Source organism: Geothrix fermentans DSM 14018 (assembly GCF_000428885.1).
Lineage (GTDB): Bacteria > Acidobacteriota > Holophagae > Holophagales > Holophagaceae > Geothrix > Geothrix fermentans.
This window is the reverse complement of sequence record NZ_KE386812.1, coordinates 13,051-30,383: the sequence shown is the minus strand read 5'-3', so window position 1 is coordinate 30,383 and position 17,333 is coordinate 13,051. Positions and strand designations below refer to the sequence as shown.

Below are 17,333 nucleotides of genomic sequence, written 5' to 3'. Positions count from 1 at the left end.
CCCCAGCCCACCTTCGCCACGCTGGCTTCGGGCCTGAAGCTCCACTACCGCGTCCAGGGGAATCCGCACGGTCCATGGGTGGTGCTGTTGAACGGCCTGCTGTCGGATACCACCATGTGGGCCGGCGTGCTCCCGGGGCTGACGGACCGCTACCGCGTCCTCACCTTCGACAGCCGGGGGCAGGGCAAGTCTGATGCGCCGGAGGAGGGGCCCTATCCCACGGCCCTGATGGCCGCCGAGGCCTGGGAGCTGTTCGGTGTCCTGGACGTGGAGCGCCCCTGGCTGCTGGGTCTCTCCAACGGCAGCGCCATGAGCCTGGAACTGCTCGCCGCGCACCCCGGTGCCTTCGCAGGCGCGGTGCTCACCAGCGCCATGCCCCGCATCGACTTCGCCATGGCCCTCAAGGCCGAGCACTGGGCCCGCTGCCTGGAAGTGGGGGGTCCCCTCCTGCAGTTCGACGCCGTGGCGCCCTTCCTCTGGGGCGATGCCTTCCTGGAGGCCCGGCACGGTGTCCTGCGGGCCTACCACCAGGTGGTGACGGGCGGTCCGGGAAGGCCCATGCACGGCAACCTGCACCAGATCCGCGGCATCCTCGGCTGGGACATCCGCGAGCGGCTGAGTCTCATCCAGGCTCCCGTGCTGGTGCTTTCCGGAGCTGAGGATCTTCTGACTCCCCCGTGGAAATGCCTGGAAACGGCGCGCCGGATTCATGGTTCCCGCTTCGAGATCGTGCCTGGGATCGGGCATGCCTACCCCGTGGAAGACCCCAGGGGGTTCACGGCTGCAGTTGGATCATTTTTGGATAAAGTCGACGCCGGGTTTCGCCGATAGGAGAAACTGGCCTACCATACATCCTTCCCCGAGCCACTCCCGACTCGCCCTGCCCCCGAGGTGACCTATGGCCACCCCTTCTCAGTCCCCGGCCGTCCTCAGCTTGCAAGAGCTCAAGGAGCTCTCCATCGGCAAGCTCGCCGAGCTGGCGAAGGAGCTGCAGATCGAGAACCCGCTCTCCATGCGCAAGCAGGAGCTGGTGTTCCGGGTGCTGCAGGCCCAGGCCGAGCGTGAGGGCCAGTTCTTCGCGGAGGGTGTGCTGGAGGTGCTTCCGGAGGGCTTCGGCTTCCTGCGCAGCCCCGACCAGAACTACCTGGCGGGCCCCGAGGACATCTACATCTCGCCCAGCCAGATCCGGAAGTTCAACCTGCGCACGGGCGACACGCTGTCCGGCATGATCCGCGCGCCGAAGGAAGGCGAGAAGTTCTTCGCCATGCTGCGCGTGGACGCCGTCAATTTCGATCCGCCGATGGTGGCCAAGGACCGGGCCCACTTCGACGACCTGGTGCCCTTATATCCCAAGCACCACCTCCGCATGGAGCGGGACGCCCAGGAGCTGAGCACCCGCGTCATGGACCTGATGACGCCGCTGGGCAAGGGCCAGCGCGCCCTCATCGTGGCCCCGCCCCGCACGGGCAAGACCGTGCTGCTGCAGAACATCGCCAACTCCATCACCGCGAACCACCCGGAGGTCTTCCTCATCGTGCTGCTCATCGACGAGCGGCCCGAGGAAGTGACCGACATGGAGCGCAGCGTGAAGGGCGAGGTGGTTTCCAGCACCTTCGACGAGCCCGCCACCCGCCACGTCCAGGTGGCGGAGATGGTCATCGAGAAGGCCAAGCGCCTGGTCGAGCACAAGAAGGATGTCGTGATCCTGCTCGACTCCATCACGCGCCTGGGCCGCGCCTACAACACCGTGGTGCCCCCCAGCGGCAAGGTGCTCTCCGGCGGCGTGGACAGCAACGCCCTCCAGCGCCCCAAGCGCTTCTTCGGCGCCGCCCGCAACATCGAGGCCGGCGGCAGCCTCACCATCATCGCCACGGCGCTGATCGAGACCGGCAGCCGCATGGACGACGTGATCTTCGAGGAGTTCAAGGGTACCGGCAACAGCGAGATCGTGCTGGACCGCAAGCTCAGCGACAAGCGCATCTTCCCGGCCATGGACATCCAGAAGTCCGGCACCCGCAAGGAGGACCTGCTCATCGACGCCGCCAAGCTGGCCAAGATCTGGGTGCTCCGCAAGATCCTCAGTGCCAGCGGCCCCAGCGAGAGCATGGAACTGCTCGTCGACCGGCTCGGCAAGGCCAAGACCAACGATGAGTTTCTGGCCAACCTGCAGGAGCCGGCCCCGAGGCGGTAGTCGAGCCGAGCCCCATGTGACGCTGCTACAGCAGCGCCACATGGGAGCGAGGATGGGCCGGCTATCAGCCCCGAGGCGGTAGCCGAGCCGAGCCCCATGTGACGCTGCTACAGCAGCGCCGCATGGGAGCGAGGATGGGCCGGCTATCAGCCCCGATGCGCTAGCTGCACCAGCTCGGAATCCGGCTGCGCCGCATTCCGAGTATGGGAAACGCTGCGCGTTTCCAGACAGACCTTCTATTCGGGAGGCGGAAGCCTTCCCTATTCTGAATTCGGCATTGCCGAATTCAGAGCCGAACCTAACATGGCATTTCGTTCGTGAGGCTCCCCATGACTGACCGCAAGGCCCACTGGGAAACCATCCACGCCACCAAGGGCGATGAGGTGAGCTGGTACCAGCCCGCCTCCACGGAATCGGCGCGGCTGATCCGGGCCTGCGGGCTGGCGCCGGGAGCCTCGGTGCTGGACGTGGGGGCCGGCGCCTCGGTCCTGGTGGATGAGCTCCTGGACCTGGGCCACCGTCCCACGCTGCTGGAGATCGCGGAACCCGCCTTTGTGCGGGTGCGGGAGCGCCTGGGCGGACGGGCCTCGGCCGTCCAATTCGTCATCGGGGACATCACGGAAGTGGAGTTGCCGGCCGCGGCCTACGATCTGTGGCACGACCGGGCGGTCTTCCACTTCCTTGCGGAGCCGGAGCAGCGCCGGGCCTATGTGAAGGCCCTCCAGCAGGCGCTGAAACCCGGCGGCTTCGTGGTTCTGGCGGGCTTCGCCCCGGACGGCCCCGAGAAGTGCAGCGGGCTACCCGTCTGCCGGTACGACGCCCAGGGATTCGCCGCACAGCTGGGCGGGGGCTTCGAGCTGCTGGAGTCCTCAAGGGAGTTGCATCTTACGCCCTTCGGTACCACGCAGGCGTTCCAGTACACGCGATTCCGGAGGCTCTGAACCCGGCTGTGCCGGATTCAGAGCAGGGGAACGCTTCGCATCTCCCTAGGGGCCTTCCGCTTCCGGAGGCACAGCCTCCTACTCCGAATTTGGCCGCAGGCCGAATTCGGGGCCCCCGCTACACTGGAAGGTCGGACCGGCCATGACCTTTCCCCACACCCCCTTCCACATCCGCGACGTCGAGGTGCCCAACCGCCTCGTCATGGCACCGCTGCACGAGATCACCGATCAACCGTTCAGGAAATTCATCCGGGAGATCGGCGGGGTGGGGCTCACAGTGTCGGAGATGATCAGCAGCGAGGCGCTGATCCGGCATGCGGTGAAGGCGGAGCGCATGATGGCGGCCACGGGCGAGCGGCCGCTCTCCATGCAGATCTCCGGGGGGCGGCCCGAGGCCCTGGCCGAGGGCGCGGCGCTCTGCGAGGCCGCGGGCGCGGACCTGGTGGACCTGAACATGGGCTGCCCGGCCAGCAACGTCACCAAGGGCGGGGCGGGTTCGGCGCTGCTGAAGGACATCCGCCTGGCGGAGCGCTGTGTCACTTCAATGGTGAAGACAGTGAAGGTGCCCGTGACGGTGAAGATGCGGGCGGGCTGGGACGCCTCGCAGAAGGAGCGGGGCGAGTTTCTGGACTTCCTGCGCATGTTCGAGGCCGCAGGTGTGCGGGCCCTGGCCATCCACCCCCGCACCCGGGCTCAGCAGTACGAGGGCCACGCGGACTGGAGCATCATCGCCCGGGCCGTGGAGGCGGGCACTGCGTACCCCATCCTCGGCAACGGCGACGTGAACACGCGGGAGGATGCCTTCCGCATGGTGGCGGAGACGGGCTGCGCCGCGGTGATGATCGGCCGCGGGGCGCTCTACAATCCCTTCCTCTTCCGGCAGATCCTCGATGCAGACTTCGCCGTGACCACGGACATGCGCATCGACGCCACCCTGCGCCTCTTCCAGATCCTGCTGGACCTGCTGGAGCCCCGTGAGGCCCTGCACAAGATCAAGAAGATCGGCGCCTGGTTCACCAAGGGCGTGCCCGGCGGCCACGGCTTCCGCCAGAACCTCCACGCCGCCAGCGACCCCCAGGCCCTCATGGCCGCCATCGACGCCCTGAGGCACCAGGCGGCCTGATTTTCAGCCACAGATGAACACGGATACAGGCCCGTTTCATCTGTGTTCATCCGTGTTTATCCGTGGCGAACTCAGCGCCGGCGTCCGCCGCCGCCGAAGATGGACCCCATGACGCCGCGGATGAGCTGGCGGCCGATGGAGCTGCCGGCGGCGCGGATGACGCTCTTGCCGAAGGCCTCGATCATGGAGTCGCTGCGGCGGGCGGGCTCCTTGCTGGCCTTGGCTTCGGCCTTGGCCTGGGCCTCGGCGGCCTCCTGCTGCATGGCCTGCTCGGCGCGGGCCTTGAGCATCTCGAAGGCGCTCTCCCGGTCCACGGCCTGCTCGTAGTGGCCCGCGAGGACCGAGGTCCTGATGACCTGCTGGCGCTCCTCGGGGGTGATGGGCGAGAGCTGGCTCTGGGGCGGGCAGACGAAGGCGCGCTCCACGATGCCGGGGCGGCCCTTCTCGTCCAGGAGGGAGACCAGGGCCTCGCCCACGCCCAGCTCAGTGATGGCCGTGGCCACGTCGAGGCCGGGGTTGGCGCGGAAGGTCTCGGCGGCGGCCTTCACGGCCTTCTGGTCGCGGGGGGTGAAGGCGCGCAGGGCGTGCTGTACGCGGTTGCCCAGCTGGCCCAGCACCTTCTCGGGGATGTCCAGGGGGTTCTGGCTCACGAAGTAGACGCCCACGCCCTTGGAACGCACCAGGCGGACCACCTGCTCGATCTTGTCCAGCAGGGCGTCCGGCGCGTCGTTGAAGAGCAGGTGGGCCTCGTCGAAGAAGAAGGCCAGCTTGGGCTTCTCGGGATCGCCCACCTCGGGCAGGCGCTCGAAGAGCTCCGAGAGCAGCCACAGCAGGAAGGTGGCATAGAGCTTGGGCGCGTTGATGAGCTTGTCGGCGGCCAGGATGTTGATGACGCCCCGGCCCTTGGCGTCCGTCTGCATGAGGTCGTCGAGGTCCAGGGCCGGCTCGCCGAAGAAGGCCTCGGCGCCCTGGCTCTCCAGCTCCAGCAGGCCCCGCTGGATGGCGCCGATGCTGGCGGCGGAGACGTTGCCGTACTGGGTCTTGAACTCGGCCGCGTGGTCGCCCACGAACTGGAGCATGCTGCGCAGGTCCTTGAGGTCCAGCAGCAGCAGGCCGTTGTCGTCGGCGATCTTGAACACCAGGTTCAGCACGCCGCCCTGGGTGTCGTTGAGGTTCAGCAGCCGCGCGAAGAGCAGGGGACCCATGTCGCTGACGGTGGTGCGCACCGGGTGGCCCTGCTGGCCGTAGAGGTCCCAGAAGGCCACGGGATAGCCCTGGTACTCGAAGCCCTCGAGCTTGAGCTGGCCCACGCGCTCGGCCACCTTGGGGTTGTCGCCGCCGGGCTTGCAGACGCCCGGCAGGTCGCCCTTCACGTCCGCCAGGAAGACCGGCACGCCGATGGCCGAGAACCGCTCGGCCATGGTGCGCAGGGTCACGGTCTTGCCCGTGCCCGTGGCCCCCGCCACGAGGCCGTGGCGGTTGGCCATGCGGGGCAGCAGGGCGAGGTCGGATGCGCCTTTGGCGATCAGGAGGGGCTCGGACATGGGGGCCTCGTGATGATGATGGAGAAGAGTCTAGCGGTTCAGGCCGGCCCCGAGGCCGTGGCCTCCTCCAGGACGAAGGCCGTGCCGGTGGACTGAGGCGCGCGCCGGATGGGGCAGGCCTCGGCGGGGCAGCGCTCGCAGTAGAGGCGCCCGCAGGGGTCCACATGGGTGTGCACCTCGCCCTCGATGTCGGCGTCCTCCAGCGTGCGTTTCCCGAAGCCCTCGCAGAGGTCGTGGGCTTGGCGCACGGGGTAGTACTCGGGCACCACCATGTGGACGTCCACGTGGGTGTAGCGGCCCGAGCGGAAAGTGCGCATCTCGTGGACGGCGATGATGTCCCAGGTCCGCACCCGGTTCATGGCGGTGATCACCTTGGCCAGCACCTCCGGGTCCTCCATGTCCAGCAGGGCCTGGGAGGACTCCCTCACCAGCCGGAAGCCCGTGCGGGCCAGCAGCAGGCCCACGATCATGGCCATGACGGGGTCGAGCCAGCGCAGGCCTGTGAGCTTCACCGCGAGCAGCCCGGCGACGATGCCCACGGTGGTCCAGAAGTCCGACAGGATGTGGTGGCCATCCGCCTCCAGGGCCTTGGAGCGGGTCCGGCGGCCCTGGGTTAGGAGGAACCATCCCAGCAGTCCGTTCAAGGCCCCGGCCAGCAGGTTCACGCCCAGGCCCAGGCCCAGGTCCTTCAGCTCCACGCCGTAGTAGAGGCCCTTGGCGGCCTCGAATAGGATGAGGACCGCCGCCAGGGAGATGAGGCCGCCCTCGAAGGCCGCGCTGAAGTGCTCGATCTTGCCGTGGCCGTAGGGATGTTCCTTGTCCGCGGGCTTCCCGGCGAAGACCACGGCGCCCAGGGCGAACACCGCCGCCACCACGTTCACCACGCTCTCGATGGCGTCGGATTTCAGGGCCACGGAGCCCGTCAGCAGGAAGGACAGGTATTTCAGCCCCAGGACGGCCACGCCGGCCGTGATGGACAGCAGGGCGATGCGGACCCGGGATCGCTGTTCGAGGTGTTCGGCGGACATGGCGGCTCCGGCTTCCACGGTACCAGCGGGAAGGATGAAAAAGACTCCACGAAGGACACGAAGGGGAAAACAAGGCCACGTAGGCGTGGACTCAGTCTTCGTGCCCTGAGTCAGTTCTTCGTGTCCTTCGTGGAGATCCTTTCCGCCGGTCTATTCGAAGCCCTCGAACAGCCCCCGCTGCACGCCATTGCCGGGATCGGCGGGGAAGGGGAAGGCCTCGGCGGGAGCCCAGGGGCGGTCGGGATCGAAGGGGGGCGGCGGAGGCAGGCCCGGCGGCAGCCAGCGGAGGGCGGGCGTGGGCTGGGCCTGGGCCAGCATGGCCTGGGCCCCGGCTTCGGGGGGCACCGCGGGCACGCGGAGCAGGATCGCGGGCGGGTGGTCCAGGGTGTCGGGCCAGGCGCCGGGCTGGAGAGCGCGGGCTTCCAGGGGCGCGGGATCCCGGGGATCCGCGGCGAGTCCGGGCGTGAAGGCGCCCGGTGCGGGAGGGAGCGGGAGGCTCGCCCGCCAGGGCAGGCCCTCCCGCAGGGCCTGTCGGCCGAGGAGGGCCGCGATGCGCGGATCTCCGCAGGCCCCGAGGTGGATGGGCGTCCGCAGGCGCTCCTGCAGCAGGGCCTTCAGGGCGCGCAGCTGGCCGAAGGCCGCGGGCCAGGAGCCGCCGGCGCGCTGGAACTCGATGCCGCCCACCAGGGCCAGCCGCCAGCCCGCGGCCCGGCGCAGGAAGGGCAGATCCACCCAGGCGCCCGCGGACAGCCGCTGGGCCAGGCCCCGCTCTGCGGTCCCCTGGGCCTCGGACATGGCCGCGACCAGGGCCTCGCCCGGGGCCAGGGCGGAGAGGGCGCCGAGGGGCAGGGCCACTTCGCCCCAGAGCCAGCCTGCGGGAACCTCGTCGCCAGGGGCGGGGGTGCCCAGGTCCGGCAGGCACCACGGAGCTTCCGGTTTCGGGACCCAGCCCACGACACCCTGACGCCAGGCCTCGCCCAGGGGGCCCTGGGGCATCTCCGGGGCATGGACCCAGCCACGGAAGGCCCCTCCGGGGAGCTGGACCGCGGCCTCGGGGCCCAGGTGGAGGGCCAGGCCGGGGATGGCGGAGATGGCCTCCCACCAGCCCTGGCGGGACTCGCCGGGGAGGGCCTCCATCCAGGCCGGGGGGTGGTCCCAGACCAGCCCGAAGCCGCCGGGCAGGAGGGAGGCCAGGTTCATGAGGCGGGCCAGGGCGCGGCCCGGCGCGGCATGGACCGAGGCCAGGCCCTCCTCCAGGAAGCGCGATCCGGCCCAGCCCGCCCAGGGGCCGTCCATCGCCGCGCGCAGGATGAAGCCCCGGCCCTCGGATTCCGTCACCGGGCCTCCCCGGCGGCGGAGGCCGGCTTTGTGGCCAGGGGCGCGAACATGGGGCGGCCGGCGCCACCGGGGGTGAAGGCCAGATCCCAGCGGTCCCGCAGGCGGCGGGCGGCCTCCCGGGCCGCGGCGCGGTCGTCCCGCCCCTGGAGGCGCAGGGCCAGCCACGATGCGGACAGGAGGCAGCCGGTACCCCGGCGCTGGCCCGGCAGCCGCGGTGCGGCCTCCAGGGCCTCGATCCCGTCCCGGCTGATCCACAGGTCCTGCACCATCTCCCCGGCGGCATGCCCGCCCTTGAGCCACACGGCGGCGGCGCCGGCCTCCAGCCAGGGGGCCGCGAGAGCCTGGGGGGCCGCGTCGCGGATGGCCTCCGGCGGCAGGCCGGCGAAGGCGGCGGCCTCGCCCCGGTTGGGGCTCACCACCCAGCCGCCCATGGGCAGCAGGTCCCCGGCCAGGCGACGCAGGTCGCCGCCGTCGTGCAGGCCCACGCCGGCGCTGGGCGCGAGGATGGGATCCCAGATCCGGATGGGTGGGGCGAGGTGGCGCAGGGTGGCGCAGAGGCGGCGGAAGGTCTCCGCCTCCAGGGCGCAGAGTCCGATCTTCACGCCCCAGCGGCCTGCCAGGTGGGGGGCCAGGGTCTCGAGGCGCCGCACGGGGTCCATGGACGGCGCCTCGATGCGGGAGCAGGCCAGGCCGTTCTGGAGGGTTTCGGCCAGGCTCACGGCCATGGGCTGGCAGCCCAGTTCGGCCACGGCCAGGGCATCGCGCAGGAGGCCCGCGCCCGCGGACGGATCCATCCCGCCCAGACACAGGGCGACCGGCGGGGCGCTGGGGTGGTTGGCAACCATGGCGAAGTCCCAGGATGACACAGGACCGTCGCAGGACGTGGATCCCGGGTTGCATTCCCATCACAAAGAAAGACGGGGTTTACAGGGGGCCGCCTCCACCGGATCCAGGGGCCGGGCCCATCAGGGGTTCAGGAGGATGTTCGACCATTAATATTTAAAAAAAGTGCTTTGACATGAGACAGGGCCCGCCGGAGCGGGCCCTGAGATCCTGGTATCCGGCGGATGCCGGCCAGCTTGATCCTACTTGCGCTTCTTGCCGCCCTTGCCGTTGACTTCGTCAGCCAGCTTCTTGCCGGGCTTGAACTTGGCGACCTTCTTGGCAGCGATCTTGATGGGCTTGTTGTCGCGGGGGTTGCGGCCGGTGCGGGCGCCGCGGTTGGCGACGGAGAAGGTGCCGAAGCCCACGAGGGTGACCTTGTCGCCGGCGCGCAGGGCGGAAGCGATGCCACCGAGCACCTGGTCCAGGGCCGCAGCGGCCTGGGCCTTGGTGATACCGGCCTTGTCGGCCACGGCGCTGACGAGTTCAGCCTTGTTCATGGAAACCTCCGAATTTGGGGATCTGTGTCCCCGGGTTGAGGAAAACGGAATCGGCTCCTTGTGGAGACGACCGTACCTGTTGGATTTTCAAACATCATTGGCCCGCAGAGGCCGATGAATACTGTATTTCCTAAACTGCCAAGAAGCTACGCCGCAGATGCAGCATGGTCAAGGCTTTTCTTTGAAAAAAAATCGGAGATCGGCTTCCCTGGGGGCTCTGTGGTGCCATGGAACACCGGGACGGCCGGAAATGCTGGTGCCTAAGTCCCATATCTGTCGCAGATCCCCGTAGAACGGACCATTGGGTCGTGGCCCTGCCCTGGAAGGCCCGCCAGGGGCGGTTCACGGCCTATGATGTCCTATGGCGCATCCCTTCTTCCTCACCGTGGCCTACGCAGGCGGGGCCTTCCATGGCTGGCAGATCCAGACGAGCCTGCGCAGCGGGCAGGGGGACGTGTGGAAGGCGCTGCGGACCTTCGACCCGGAGGCGCCCATGCCCCAGGGCACGGGACGCACCGATGCGGGCGTCCACGCCCGCGCCCAGGGCGTGCTCATCCAGACGGCCCGGGACTGGGAGCCCTACCGCCTCCTGGCGGCGCTGAACGCGCACCTCCCGGAGGACATCCGCGTGATGCAGGCGCAGCCAGCGCCGGAGGGCTTCTTCCCCCGGCAGCACGCCGTGGCCAAGCGCTATGTCTACCGGCTGGGCCTGGGGCCGGCGGAGGACCCGCTGATGGCGGCCTTCCGCTGGCACGTGCACCAGGCCGCTCCCCTGGACCTGGGAGCCATGGCGGAGGCCGCGCTGCCCCTGCTGGGGCCCCACGACTTCTCCAGCTTCCGCTGCGCCGAGTGCGTGGCGAAGACTCCGATCCGGACCGTGCACGCCATCCGCCTGGTCCCCAGCGAGGGCGGCGTGGATCTCGTGTTCGAAGGCAGCAGCTTCCTCATGCATCAGGTCCGCATCATGACGGGCACGCTGGTGGAGGTGGGGAAGGGGAAGCGGCGGCCGGGAAACATGGCCGCCCTGCTGGAGGCCCGGGACCGCGCCCAGGCCGGCCCCACGGCGCCTCCCGAAGGTCTCTGCCTGGAGAAGGTCTGGTACGAAGCCCGGTGGGCCATCGGCGAGCCCAGCCCCTGGGGCGAGAGGGAATGACGGTCAGTCCTCAGTCTTCAGTCTTCAGTCTTCAGGAAATGCCGCGACGACGAGGCCGCACTGAAGACTGAAGACTGAAGACTTTAGTCCAAATAGAATCCCACTCCCTGCCAGACCTTGAACCGGGTCTTGCCGTCCTTGGAGACGGCGGGGTCGAAGACGAGCTTCTTGGCGGCTTCCACGCAGGCCTCGCCGGCATCCTTCTCGTCCTGCCCTTCGCCGGGGAGGCCCTGGATCAGGCGGGAGGCGACCACCTCGCCCTTCTCGTTCACCAGGACGTTCACCACCACGACGCCCTTGGGCCGGGCCGCGAAGAGGCTCGAAGCCTTCAGCCGCGGGACCACCCGGTTCAGGTTGAGGGGCCGGGCCGGCTGGATCTCCTGCCCCAGCACCACGAGGTCCCCTTCCGCCGGCACGGCGCTGGCCTTAGCGCGCAGATCCTCGTTCTCGGCCTTGAGCTTCGCGGCTTCGGCCTTGGCGTTCTCCGCCTCCTGGCGGGCGGCCTTCACGTCCTTCAGGATGGCGTCGCCGCCCCGCTCATTCTCCTGGAGGGTGCCCTTGATCTGGTCCGCCTCCCTGCGGGCGGCCTCGGCCTCGGCCTTGGCGAGGTCCCGGGCTTTCTGGGCGGCCGCCAGCTCCTGCTGGATGTCCTCGGTGGAGGCCAGCTTCTGCTTGAGGCTGTCCCGCTCCTCCGTGAGCCGCTTGACCTGGGCCTGGAGCTGGGCGGCGGTGGGCTTCTTCGCGGCGGCGAGAGGCAGGGTGATCAGCAGCAGGGCGATGGCGATTCGCATGGCGCCTCCAGATCCGGGGGGGATCAGCGCATGGCGGCGGGCTGATCGCCTCCCTTGGCGAGTTTGGACGTCTTGAGAATCCCACGCTTGAGCAACCGGGAGAAGATGGCGAGGCATTCCTCGTGCTCGAAGGGGGCGATGGAGAGGATGTCCCGGATGGACCACAGTCCGTTCACGCGGCTGGCCAGGAAGGCCTCGTTGGGCCCCAGGTTGGTGGCCATCAGCTCGTCCAGGGTCACGGCCAGCTCTGGGACCAGCTCCTGATCCAGCTTCGGGTGGTCCAGCAGGTCCTGGACCACGGCCATCATCCGGCCGGCGTCCGCGTGCCTGGGCTGGTCCTTCAGGATGTGGCGCAGCTCCTCCTGGGCCTCCTGCAGCTTCTGCTTCTCCACCAGGGCGCGGGCGCGCTGGAGCTGGACGCCGGCATCCACGCTGGCGCCCCCCTGGCGCAGGATGCGCGCCATCCCCTTCTCGTGGAGGTCGAAGAGCAGCTTGTTGATCTTGTACTCGGGCATGCGGAGGTTCAGCATCAGCTGCTCCACGCAGGCCCGCCCGTCCAGCCGGGCCAGGATCTCCGCATCCTCCGGGGCCAGCGGCAGGCGCTCGGCGATGGTCTCGGGAACAGGCGCCATCACGGTGTCGCCGCCCTTGATGACCCGCCGGATGCGCTTCCATTCGTCCATGCGGCGGGCGCCTTCCAGGACGATGCCGGTGACGTCCAGGCTGAGCAGCATGGACTTCTGGTGGGGCGCCGCTCCGTCCTGGTATTCGAAGCTGCCCACGCTCCAGAGGAACGTGTCGTAGATGCTCTCCTCGATCTTCACCTGGACGATGCGCCGGACTTCGGCCTCCGTGATCAGCTGGCGGTTGACGAGGATGCGGCCCAGGAGCTGCTGCTCGTCCTCCTGCGTGGCCAGGGCCTCCCGCAGCTGGTCCTCGGTGATGCGGTGGAAGGCCAGCAGATACTGGCCGAGGTATTCACGGGGATCTGAGGACCAGACGCTGGTGATGCGGCCCTCGTGGAAGCACACGCGCTTGGTGTGCAGGGCTCCGCGCAGCTCGAGCGCGCCGGACTTCTTGCCGACGGCGAGCCACTGGAGGAGATCCTCCAGGCTCATCGTCGCCAGATCGCCGCTCAGAGCCAAGCCCTGCCTCCCATCGCTCCAGGGTACCTGGATCCAGCACCGGAACCCAGGATGATCAGAAATCTCCAAGCCCGGGGAAGGCTCATGGCAAGTGGTTCCGGGGCCACTTCAGAGCCTGGCCAGCGTCTCGCGGATGGCCCGGTTCAGCAGATCGGGATGGTGCCGGGCCATGGGGGCCTCGGGATCCAGCAGGGGGAAGCGATGCACGGGAATGCCCAGGACCTCGCTGGAGGTGGCGGAGATCGGCTCGCCGCCCTCCTCCCGGTAGCGGGCCAGCATGTCCGGCATGAGGGGCGCCGAGTTGGCGATCACCGCCGAGATGCCGATCCGCCCGAAGGACGCGATGGCGGCCACATGATTCTCCAGATCCAGCCCCGAGGTCTCCCCGGGTTCCGTCATGAGGTTGGCCACGTAGAGCACCGGCGCCTTCGAGATGGCCACGGCCTCCTGGAGCTCGGACAGCAGGAGGTTGGCGATGGTGGAGGTGTAGAGGCTGCCGGGGCTGAGGATCACCAGGTCCGCCCTCAACAGGGCCAGCACGGCCTCGGGCAGGGGCTCGGCATCCGCCGGTTCCATCCACAGCCGGGCCAGGGGCGGCCGGCAGGAGCCCACGGAGGTCTCGCCTTCGTAGCGGGCTCCGTCCATGTCCTCGGCGCAGAGGGTGACGGGCACCACCGTGGACGGGAAGAGCCGTCCCACCGTGACCAGCACGCCGGAGAGCTGCCGGATGGCGCGCACCCAGTCGCCCGTGAGGTCCGCGAGGGCCCAGAGCATGAGGTTCCCGAGGGAGTGCCCGGCGAGGCTGCCGTCCCCCTTGAACCGATAGTTCAGCAAGTCCGAGAGGGCCGAGTCCTCCAGCGTCAGGGCCGAGAGGCAGTTGCGGAGGTCCCCGGGCGGGATGCCCCCGAGCTCATCCCGGAGCCGCCCCGACGAGCCCCCGTTGTCCGAGACGGTGACGATGCCCGTGAGCTTCCAGGGATCGCGGCTGCGGCCGGCCTCGCGCTTCAGGGCCCGCAGGAGGGCGGCCAAGCCCGTGCCGCCGCCCAGGGCCACCACCTTCAGCGGCTGGTCGGCGTGGAGACCCAGGGGGCCCTGCACGGGATGGCCCGGCGCTGCCCTAGCGGCCTTCGGTGAAGGCGAAGAGGGGCGACTTGCGGACGGAGTTGAAGTCCGGCTCCATGTGCCACTGGAAGATCAGGTCGCCGTCCAGCTCCACGGCCTTCTTCAGGCTCTCCGCGGATGCCTCGGCGTTCTCCGCCTGGGCGAAGGCCACGGCGCGGAGGTAGTGGAGGTTGCCCTGGGCGGGATGGGCCTTGAGGGCCTTCTCGAGCTGCTTGAGCGCCTCGTCTGTGTCGCGGCGGTTCAGGCTGGCCTGGATCTCGGTGATGGCATCGGCGGGCTCCGCCTTGGCCGGGTGCAGCTTGGCCTCGGCCAGGGCCCGGTAGACCTTGGCCCGGCGCTTGATGGCCCAGTCGCCTGCGGCCAGGGCCTCTTCCATCAGCGCATCGAGGGCCTTGACGGCCTCGGCATGCTTGCCGGAGTCCACGAGCTTCACGGCCTTCGCGAAGGCGTCCGCGAAGGGGGAGGGCTGGCCGGCCGGAGCGGGGGCGGACTTGGGAGCTTGTTCTGACTTGGCCTTCGTCGCCATGCGGGATCCTCTGGAAGCCTTTTGTAAAACTATAGGCCCACAAGGATTCCCCGGCAAATCCCCAGGGGGCGGGGGAGCCGCTTTCAGGCCTTGAAGAGGGCCTTCTCCCGGTTCAGGATCCGTGTGGAGACCCAGGTCATGAGGCCCGCCAGGCCCACGGTCATGGCGAAGGAGACCAGGTATTCCATCTGGTTGAACTGCTGGCTGAAGAGCTTGCGCAGGGCTAGGCAGACGTTCACCACGGGCACGTACGCCAGGAACGCCATCTTGTCCACGCCCGGGGCCATGGTGAAGATGCCCAGGAAGACCACGAGAAAGATCCCGGGGGTGATGGCGCTGCCGGCCTCGATGGTGTTCCGGGCCTGGATGCCCATGAGCAGGATGAAGTTCGAGAAGAAGAGGCCCAGGGGCACCATGATCATGAACGTGAGGCCGAGGGTCATGGGGTTGGCCACGGCTGCCAGCGCCTGGGCCGAGCTCGTGGAGCCGCCGCTCATGAAGGGGATGGAGAGGCCCATGCTCAGCAGGTTCAGCAGTGCGGCGATCACGCCCATGCTGAAGATGTAGAGCAGCTTGCCCAGGATGATCTGGTTCCGCGGGAGCCGCGTGGCCATGAGGCTCAGGAGCGTGTGCCGCTCCTTCTCCCCCGCAGTGGCGTAGATCCCGTGCTGCATGGAGCCCGTGTACATCATGATCATCAGCAAATAGGGCAGGATCCGCCCCATGACCTTGCCGATCTCCAGGGCCGGATCCGCGGCGTTCTTCACCTCCAGCTTCAGGGGCTCCGCCAGCTGGGCGGAGGCCCCCAGGGCGTGGAGCCGCTCCTGGATCCAGGCCTTCTGCTGGCCATCCAGGGCCTCGCGCAGGCGCTTCAGGGCGATCTCGGCGGAGCGCTCGCTCTCGTCCGTGGTGGCCGTGATCGAGAAGGTGGCGTGTCCCTGGAGGGCCGCGGCGGCGCCGGGCTCCACCTCCACGGCCAGGTCCAGCTTCTGGTCCCGGAGGGCCTGGCGGAGATCGCCCTCGGGTTTCGGAACCAGCTCGAAGCGCTTGGAATCGGCCTGAAGCAGGCCGGCGATGGCGCTGGAGGGGTCCACCAGGTAGACCCGGCTGGCCTTGCTGCGGTTCTGGGCCTCATCCCGCTTCGCCATCTTCGCCATCATGCCGAAGATGGCGGGGTACAGCAGGAAGGGCAGCACGAAGGCGAAGAAGAGCGTCTTGCGGTCCTTGGAGAGCTCCAGGAACTCCTTTTTGGCGATGAGCAGGGCTCCGCGCATCAGTGGATCTCCTCGGATTCGGCCGCGAGCTGGAAGAACACTTCATCGAGGGACTTGGCGTTCCGCGAGCGCAGGAGGTCCAGGGGCGGCGCATCCCCGTGCAGCTTGCCGTCGAAGATGATGCCCACGCGGTCGCAGATGTCCTCCACCATGGGCATGACATGGGTGGACACGATCACGGTGCGGCCCTCTTCCCGCATGATGCGGAGCAGGTCCAGCACGGTCTTGGCGGTGAGCACGTCCAGGCCCGTGGTGGGCTCGTCGAAGATGACCACCTTGGGATCGTGCAGCAGGGCGCGGGCGATGCTCACCTTCTGCTTCTGGCCCGAGGAGAACCCCTCCATCTTCACGTCCGCGAAATCCGCCAGCTGGAGCTTCTCCAGCAGGTGCAGGCCCCGGCGCTCGGCCACCCGCGGGTCCACGTCCTGGAACTCGCCGAAGATCCGCAGCAGCTCCCGGGGCGTGAAGCGCACGTACACGCCCATGTCCGTGCTCAGGTAGCCCAGGCAGGCGCGGACCGCTTCCGGCTTCTGGCGGGTTTCGTGGCCGCAGACGTGGATGGAGCCCGAGTCCGGGTCCATGAGCCCCGCGATCATGCGCAGCGTGGTGGACTTGCCCGCGCCGTTGGGGCCCAGCAGTCCGTAGATCTCGCCGGGGCGGACCTCCAGCGAGATTCCGCGCACCGCATCGATGCGCTTGGCCGCCCGGGTCTTCCGGTCCTTCACTGTGAAGGATTTGTGGACCTGGTTGAGCTGGATCACCGGACCTCCGCGAAAGACCGACCCAGTGTAGAGGGAGGGCCCGGATTCCGGATCAGGGACCGGCGAGCGGTCCAGACTGGCCGGCGAACGGGGTTCCTGGAGCGGGGGAGATCAGTGGTGGCCCAGCGCGCCCGTGGCGCCGAGGACCAGCATCACGATGCCGAGCCCCAGGCAGTAGATGGCGAAGCCGTTGAGCTTGGGCTTCCGGGTGAAGCGGTCCAGGAGGCCGATGGCCAGGTAGCCCGAGATGGCGGCGGCCAGGACGCCCATGCCGCAGAGCAGGGCGGGCGACGCCGAGCCGGCCGGAAAGGCCAGGTCCGCGGGCAGGGGCTGGTGCTTGAGGATGGGCTTCAGCAGGCCCCGCAGTTCCACGAACGCGGCCGCGGCGATGGTGGGCACGCCCAGCAGGAAGCTGAACCGCGCCGAAACCGGCAGGCGCAGGCCCTGGAAGACGCCCATGGAGATGGTGGAGCCGGAGCGCGACAGCCCGAAGCCGCCGCCGATGCCCTGGATGGTGCCCACCGCCAGCGCGTCCGAGGCCCTCAGCTCGCTGAGGCCGCGCCCCGCCTGGTCCTCATGGCGCAGGTTGTTCCGCTCGCAGCTCAGGCGGTTCGCGAGGTAGAGCAGGCCGGCCGTGCAGACCAGTCCGATGCCATAGACCCACAGGTGCTCCTTCGCCGCCTCCTTCACCCCCTTGGTGGCCAGTCCGAAGATGCCGGTGGGGATCATGGCGATGAACAGCCACAGCGCGAGCTTCCGGCCCTCCGCATCCCGCCCCACGCAGCCCATGGCCACCTGGAACAGCTCCCGCCGGAAGTACACCAGGAGGGCGATCAGGGTGCCGCCGTGGAGCAGCACGTCGAAGGCGAGGGGCATGGGCCGCCCGCCGAACATCAGGTGCTCGGCCAGGGTCAGGTGCGCCGTGGAGGACACAGGCAGGAATTCCGTCAGTCCCTGGATCAGGCCCAGGAGGATGGCGTGCAGCAGGTTCATTCAGGCTCCTTCGACCCATCG

The 17,333-nt window shown here is 68.9% G+C and carries 17 protein-coding genes; 5 read left to right on the top strand and 12 right to left on the bottom strand.

Annotation, left to right across the window (positions count from 1 at the left end; translation table 11 throughout):
• The 4 genes from G398_RS20035 to dusB form a co-directional block, all read left to right on the top strand.
• On the top strand, positions 1-831 hold an 831-nt coding region (locus G398_RS20035; RefSeq protein WP_026854167.1), incomplete at its 5' end, for an alpha/beta fold hydrolase.
• Positions 832-898: 67 nt separating this feature from the next.
• A complete protein-coding gene (gene rho, locus G398_RS0114760; protein ID WP_026854166.1) occupies positions 899-2,191 on the top strand; it encodes a transcription termination factor Rho in 1,293 nt (430 codons plus the stop codon).
• Between the two features lie 329 nt (positions 2,192-2,520).
• Entirely contained in the window at positions 2,521-3,132 is a 612-nt protein-coding gene (locus G398_RS0114755; RefSeq protein ID WP_026854165.1) for a class I SAM-dependent methyltransferase, read from the top strand.
• Between the two features lie 142 nt (positions 3,133-3,274).
• On the top strand, positions 3,275-4,255 hold the full coding sequence (gene dusB / locus G398_RS18870) for a tRNA dihydrouridine synthase DusB (RefSeq protein ID WP_052572075.1): 981 nt from the start codon (positions 3,275-3,277) through the stop codon (positions 4,253-4,255).
• A gap of 71 nt (positions 4,256-4,326) precedes the next feature.
• Here the strand turns inward: dusB and G398_RS0114745 are convergent, their stop codons facing one another.
• From G398_RS0114745 to G398_RS0114725, 5 genes are all read right to left on the bottom strand, one after another.
• On the bottom strand, positions 4,327-5,799 hold the full coding sequence (locus G398_RS0114745; protein ID WP_026854164.1) for a helicase HerA-like domain-containing protein: 1,473 nt from the start codon (positions 5,797-5,799) through the stop codon (positions 4,327-4,329).
• 38 nt (positions 5,800-5,837) lie between these two features.
• Entirely contained in the window at positions 5,838-6,827 is a 990-nt protein-coding gene (locus G398_RS18865) for a cation diffusion facilitator family transporter (protein WP_043485604.1), read from the bottom strand.
• Between the two features lie 150 nt (positions 6,828-6,977).
• Positions 6,978-8,165, bottom strand: coding sequence for a hypothetical protein (locus G398_RS0114735; RefSeq protein ID WP_026854163.1), 1,188 nt, complete (start codon positions 8,163-8,165; stop codon positions 6,978-6,980).
• Positions 8,162-9,010 (bottom strand): bifunctional hydroxymethylpyrimidine kinase/phosphomethylpyrimidine kinase, encoded by an 849-nt coding sequence (locus tag G398_RS20030; protein ID WP_157492444.1) that lies wholly within the window; start codon positions 9,008-9,010, stop codon positions 8,162-8,164. Before G398_RS20030 ends, G398_RS0114735 begins: the two co-directional genes overlap by 4 nt.
• A 240-nt stretch (positions 9,011-9,250) precedes the next feature.
• On the bottom strand, positions 9,251-9,598 hold the full coding sequence (locus G398_RS0114725; RefSeq protein ID WP_483788288.1) for an HU family DNA-binding protein: 348 nt from the start codon (positions 9,596-9,598) through the stop codon (positions 9,251-9,253).
• A 310-nt stretch (positions 9,599-9,908) separates the two neighbouring features.
• Here G398_RS0114725 and truA point away from each other — a divergent pair, with 310 nt between their 5' ends.
• Positions 9,909-10,700 (top strand): tRNA pseudouridine(38-40) synthase TruA, encoded by a 792-nt coding sequence (gene truA, locus G398_RS18855; RefSeq protein WP_052572074.1) that lies wholly within the window; start codon positions 9,909-9,911, stop codon positions 10,698-10,700.
• An 83-nt stretch (positions 10,701-10,783) separates the two neighbouring features.
• On the opposite strand, the gene G398_RS0114715 is transcribed toward truA, so the two are convergent.
• From G398_RS0114715 to G398_RS0114685, 7 genes are all read right to left on the bottom strand, one after another.
• Positions 10,784-11,491 (bottom strand): hypothetical protein, encoded by a 708-nt coding sequence (locus G398_RS0114715; protein ID WP_026854160.1) that lies wholly within the window; start codon positions 11,489-11,491, stop codon positions 10,784-10,786.
• A gap of 23 nt (positions 11,492-11,514) precedes the next feature.
• On the bottom strand, positions 11,515-12,636 hold the full coding sequence (locus tag G398_RS0114710) for a DUF4388 domain-containing protein (RefSeq protein ID WP_157492443.1): 1,122 nt from the start codon (positions 12,634-12,636) through the stop codon (positions 11,515-11,517).
• Positions 12,637-12,744: 108 nt separating this feature from the next.
• The gene (locus tag G398_RS18850; RefSeq protein ID WP_052572073.1) at positions 12,745-13,734 is read right to left on the bottom strand and encodes a gluconeogenesis factor YvcK family protein; all 990 of its coding nucleotides are present in this window, start codon (positions 13,732-13,734) and stop codon (positions 12,745-12,747) included.
• 19 nt (positions 13,735-13,753) lie between these two features.
• Positions 13,754-14,284, bottom strand: coding sequence for a tetratricopeptide repeat protein (locus tag G398_RS20025; RefSeq protein ID WP_052572072.1), 531 nt, complete (start codon positions 14,282-14,284; stop codon positions 13,754-13,756).
• An 83-nt stretch (positions 14,285-14,367) separates the two neighbouring features.
• The gene (locus tag G398_RS0114695; RefSeq protein WP_026854158.1) at positions 14,368-15,558 is read right to left on the bottom strand and encodes an ABC transporter permease; all 1,191 of its coding nucleotides are present in this window, start codon (positions 15,556-15,558) and stop codon (positions 14,368-14,370) included.
• On the bottom strand, positions 15,558-16,319 hold the full coding sequence (locus tag G398_RS0114690; protein ID WP_026854157.1) for an ABC transporter ATP-binding protein: 762 nt from the start codon (positions 16,317-16,319) through the stop codon (positions 15,558-15,560). Before G398_RS0114690 ends, G398_RS0114695 begins: the two co-directional genes overlap by 1 nt.
• Positions 16,320-16,430: 111 nt before the next feature.
• Complete coding sequence (locus G398_RS0114685; protein ID WP_026854156.1) at positions 16,431-17,312, bottom strand: undecaprenyl-diphosphate phosphatase; 882 nt, start codon at positions 17,310-17,312, stop codon at positions 16,431-16,433.
• Positions 17,313-17,333: the final 21 nt, after the last annotated feature.

Coding starts and splice junctions, on each gene's coding strand:
- rho (WP_026854166.1), top strand. CDS start 899: ATGGCCACCCCTTCTCAGTCCCCGGCCGTCCTCAGCTTGCAAGAGCTC.
- G398_RS20025 (WP_052572072.1), bottom strand. CDS start 14,284: ATGGCGACGAAGGCCAAGTCAGAACAAGCTCCCAAGTCCGCCCCCGCT.
- G398_RS20030 (WP_157492444.1), bottom strand. CDS start 9,010: ATGGTTGCCAACCACCCCAGCGCCCCGCCGGTCGCCCTGTGTCTGGGC.
- G398_RS0114695 (WP_026854158.1), bottom strand. CDS start 15,558: ATGCGCGGAGCCCTGCTCATCGCCAAAAAGGAGTTCCTGGAGCTCTCC.
- dusB (WP_052572075.1), top strand. CDS start 3,275: ATGACCTTTCCCCACACCCCCTTCCACATCCGCGACGTCGAGGTGCCC.
- G398_RS18865 (WP_043485604.1), bottom strand. CDS start 6,827: ATGTCCGCCGAACACCTCGAACAGCGATCCCGGGTCCGCATCGCCCTG.
- truA (WP_052572074.1), top strand. CDS start 9,909: ATGGCGCATCCCTTCTTCCTCACCGTGGCCTACGCAGGCGGGGCCTTC.
- G398_RS0114745 (WP_026854164.1), bottom strand. CDS start 5,799: ATGTCCGAGCCCCTCCTGATCGCCAAAGGCGCATCCGACCTCGCCCTG.
- G398_RS0114715 (WP_026854160.1), bottom strand. CDS start 11,491: ATGCGAATCGCCATCGCCCTGCTGCTGATCACCCTGCCTCTCGCCGCC.
- G398_RS0114755 (WP_026854165.1), top strand. CDS start 2,521: ATGACTGACCGCAAGGCCCACTGGGAAACCATCCACGCCACCAAGGGC.
- G398_RS0114685 (WP_026854156.1), bottom strand. CDS start 17,312: ATGAACCTGCTGCACGCCATCCTCCTGGGCCTGATCCAGGGACTGACG.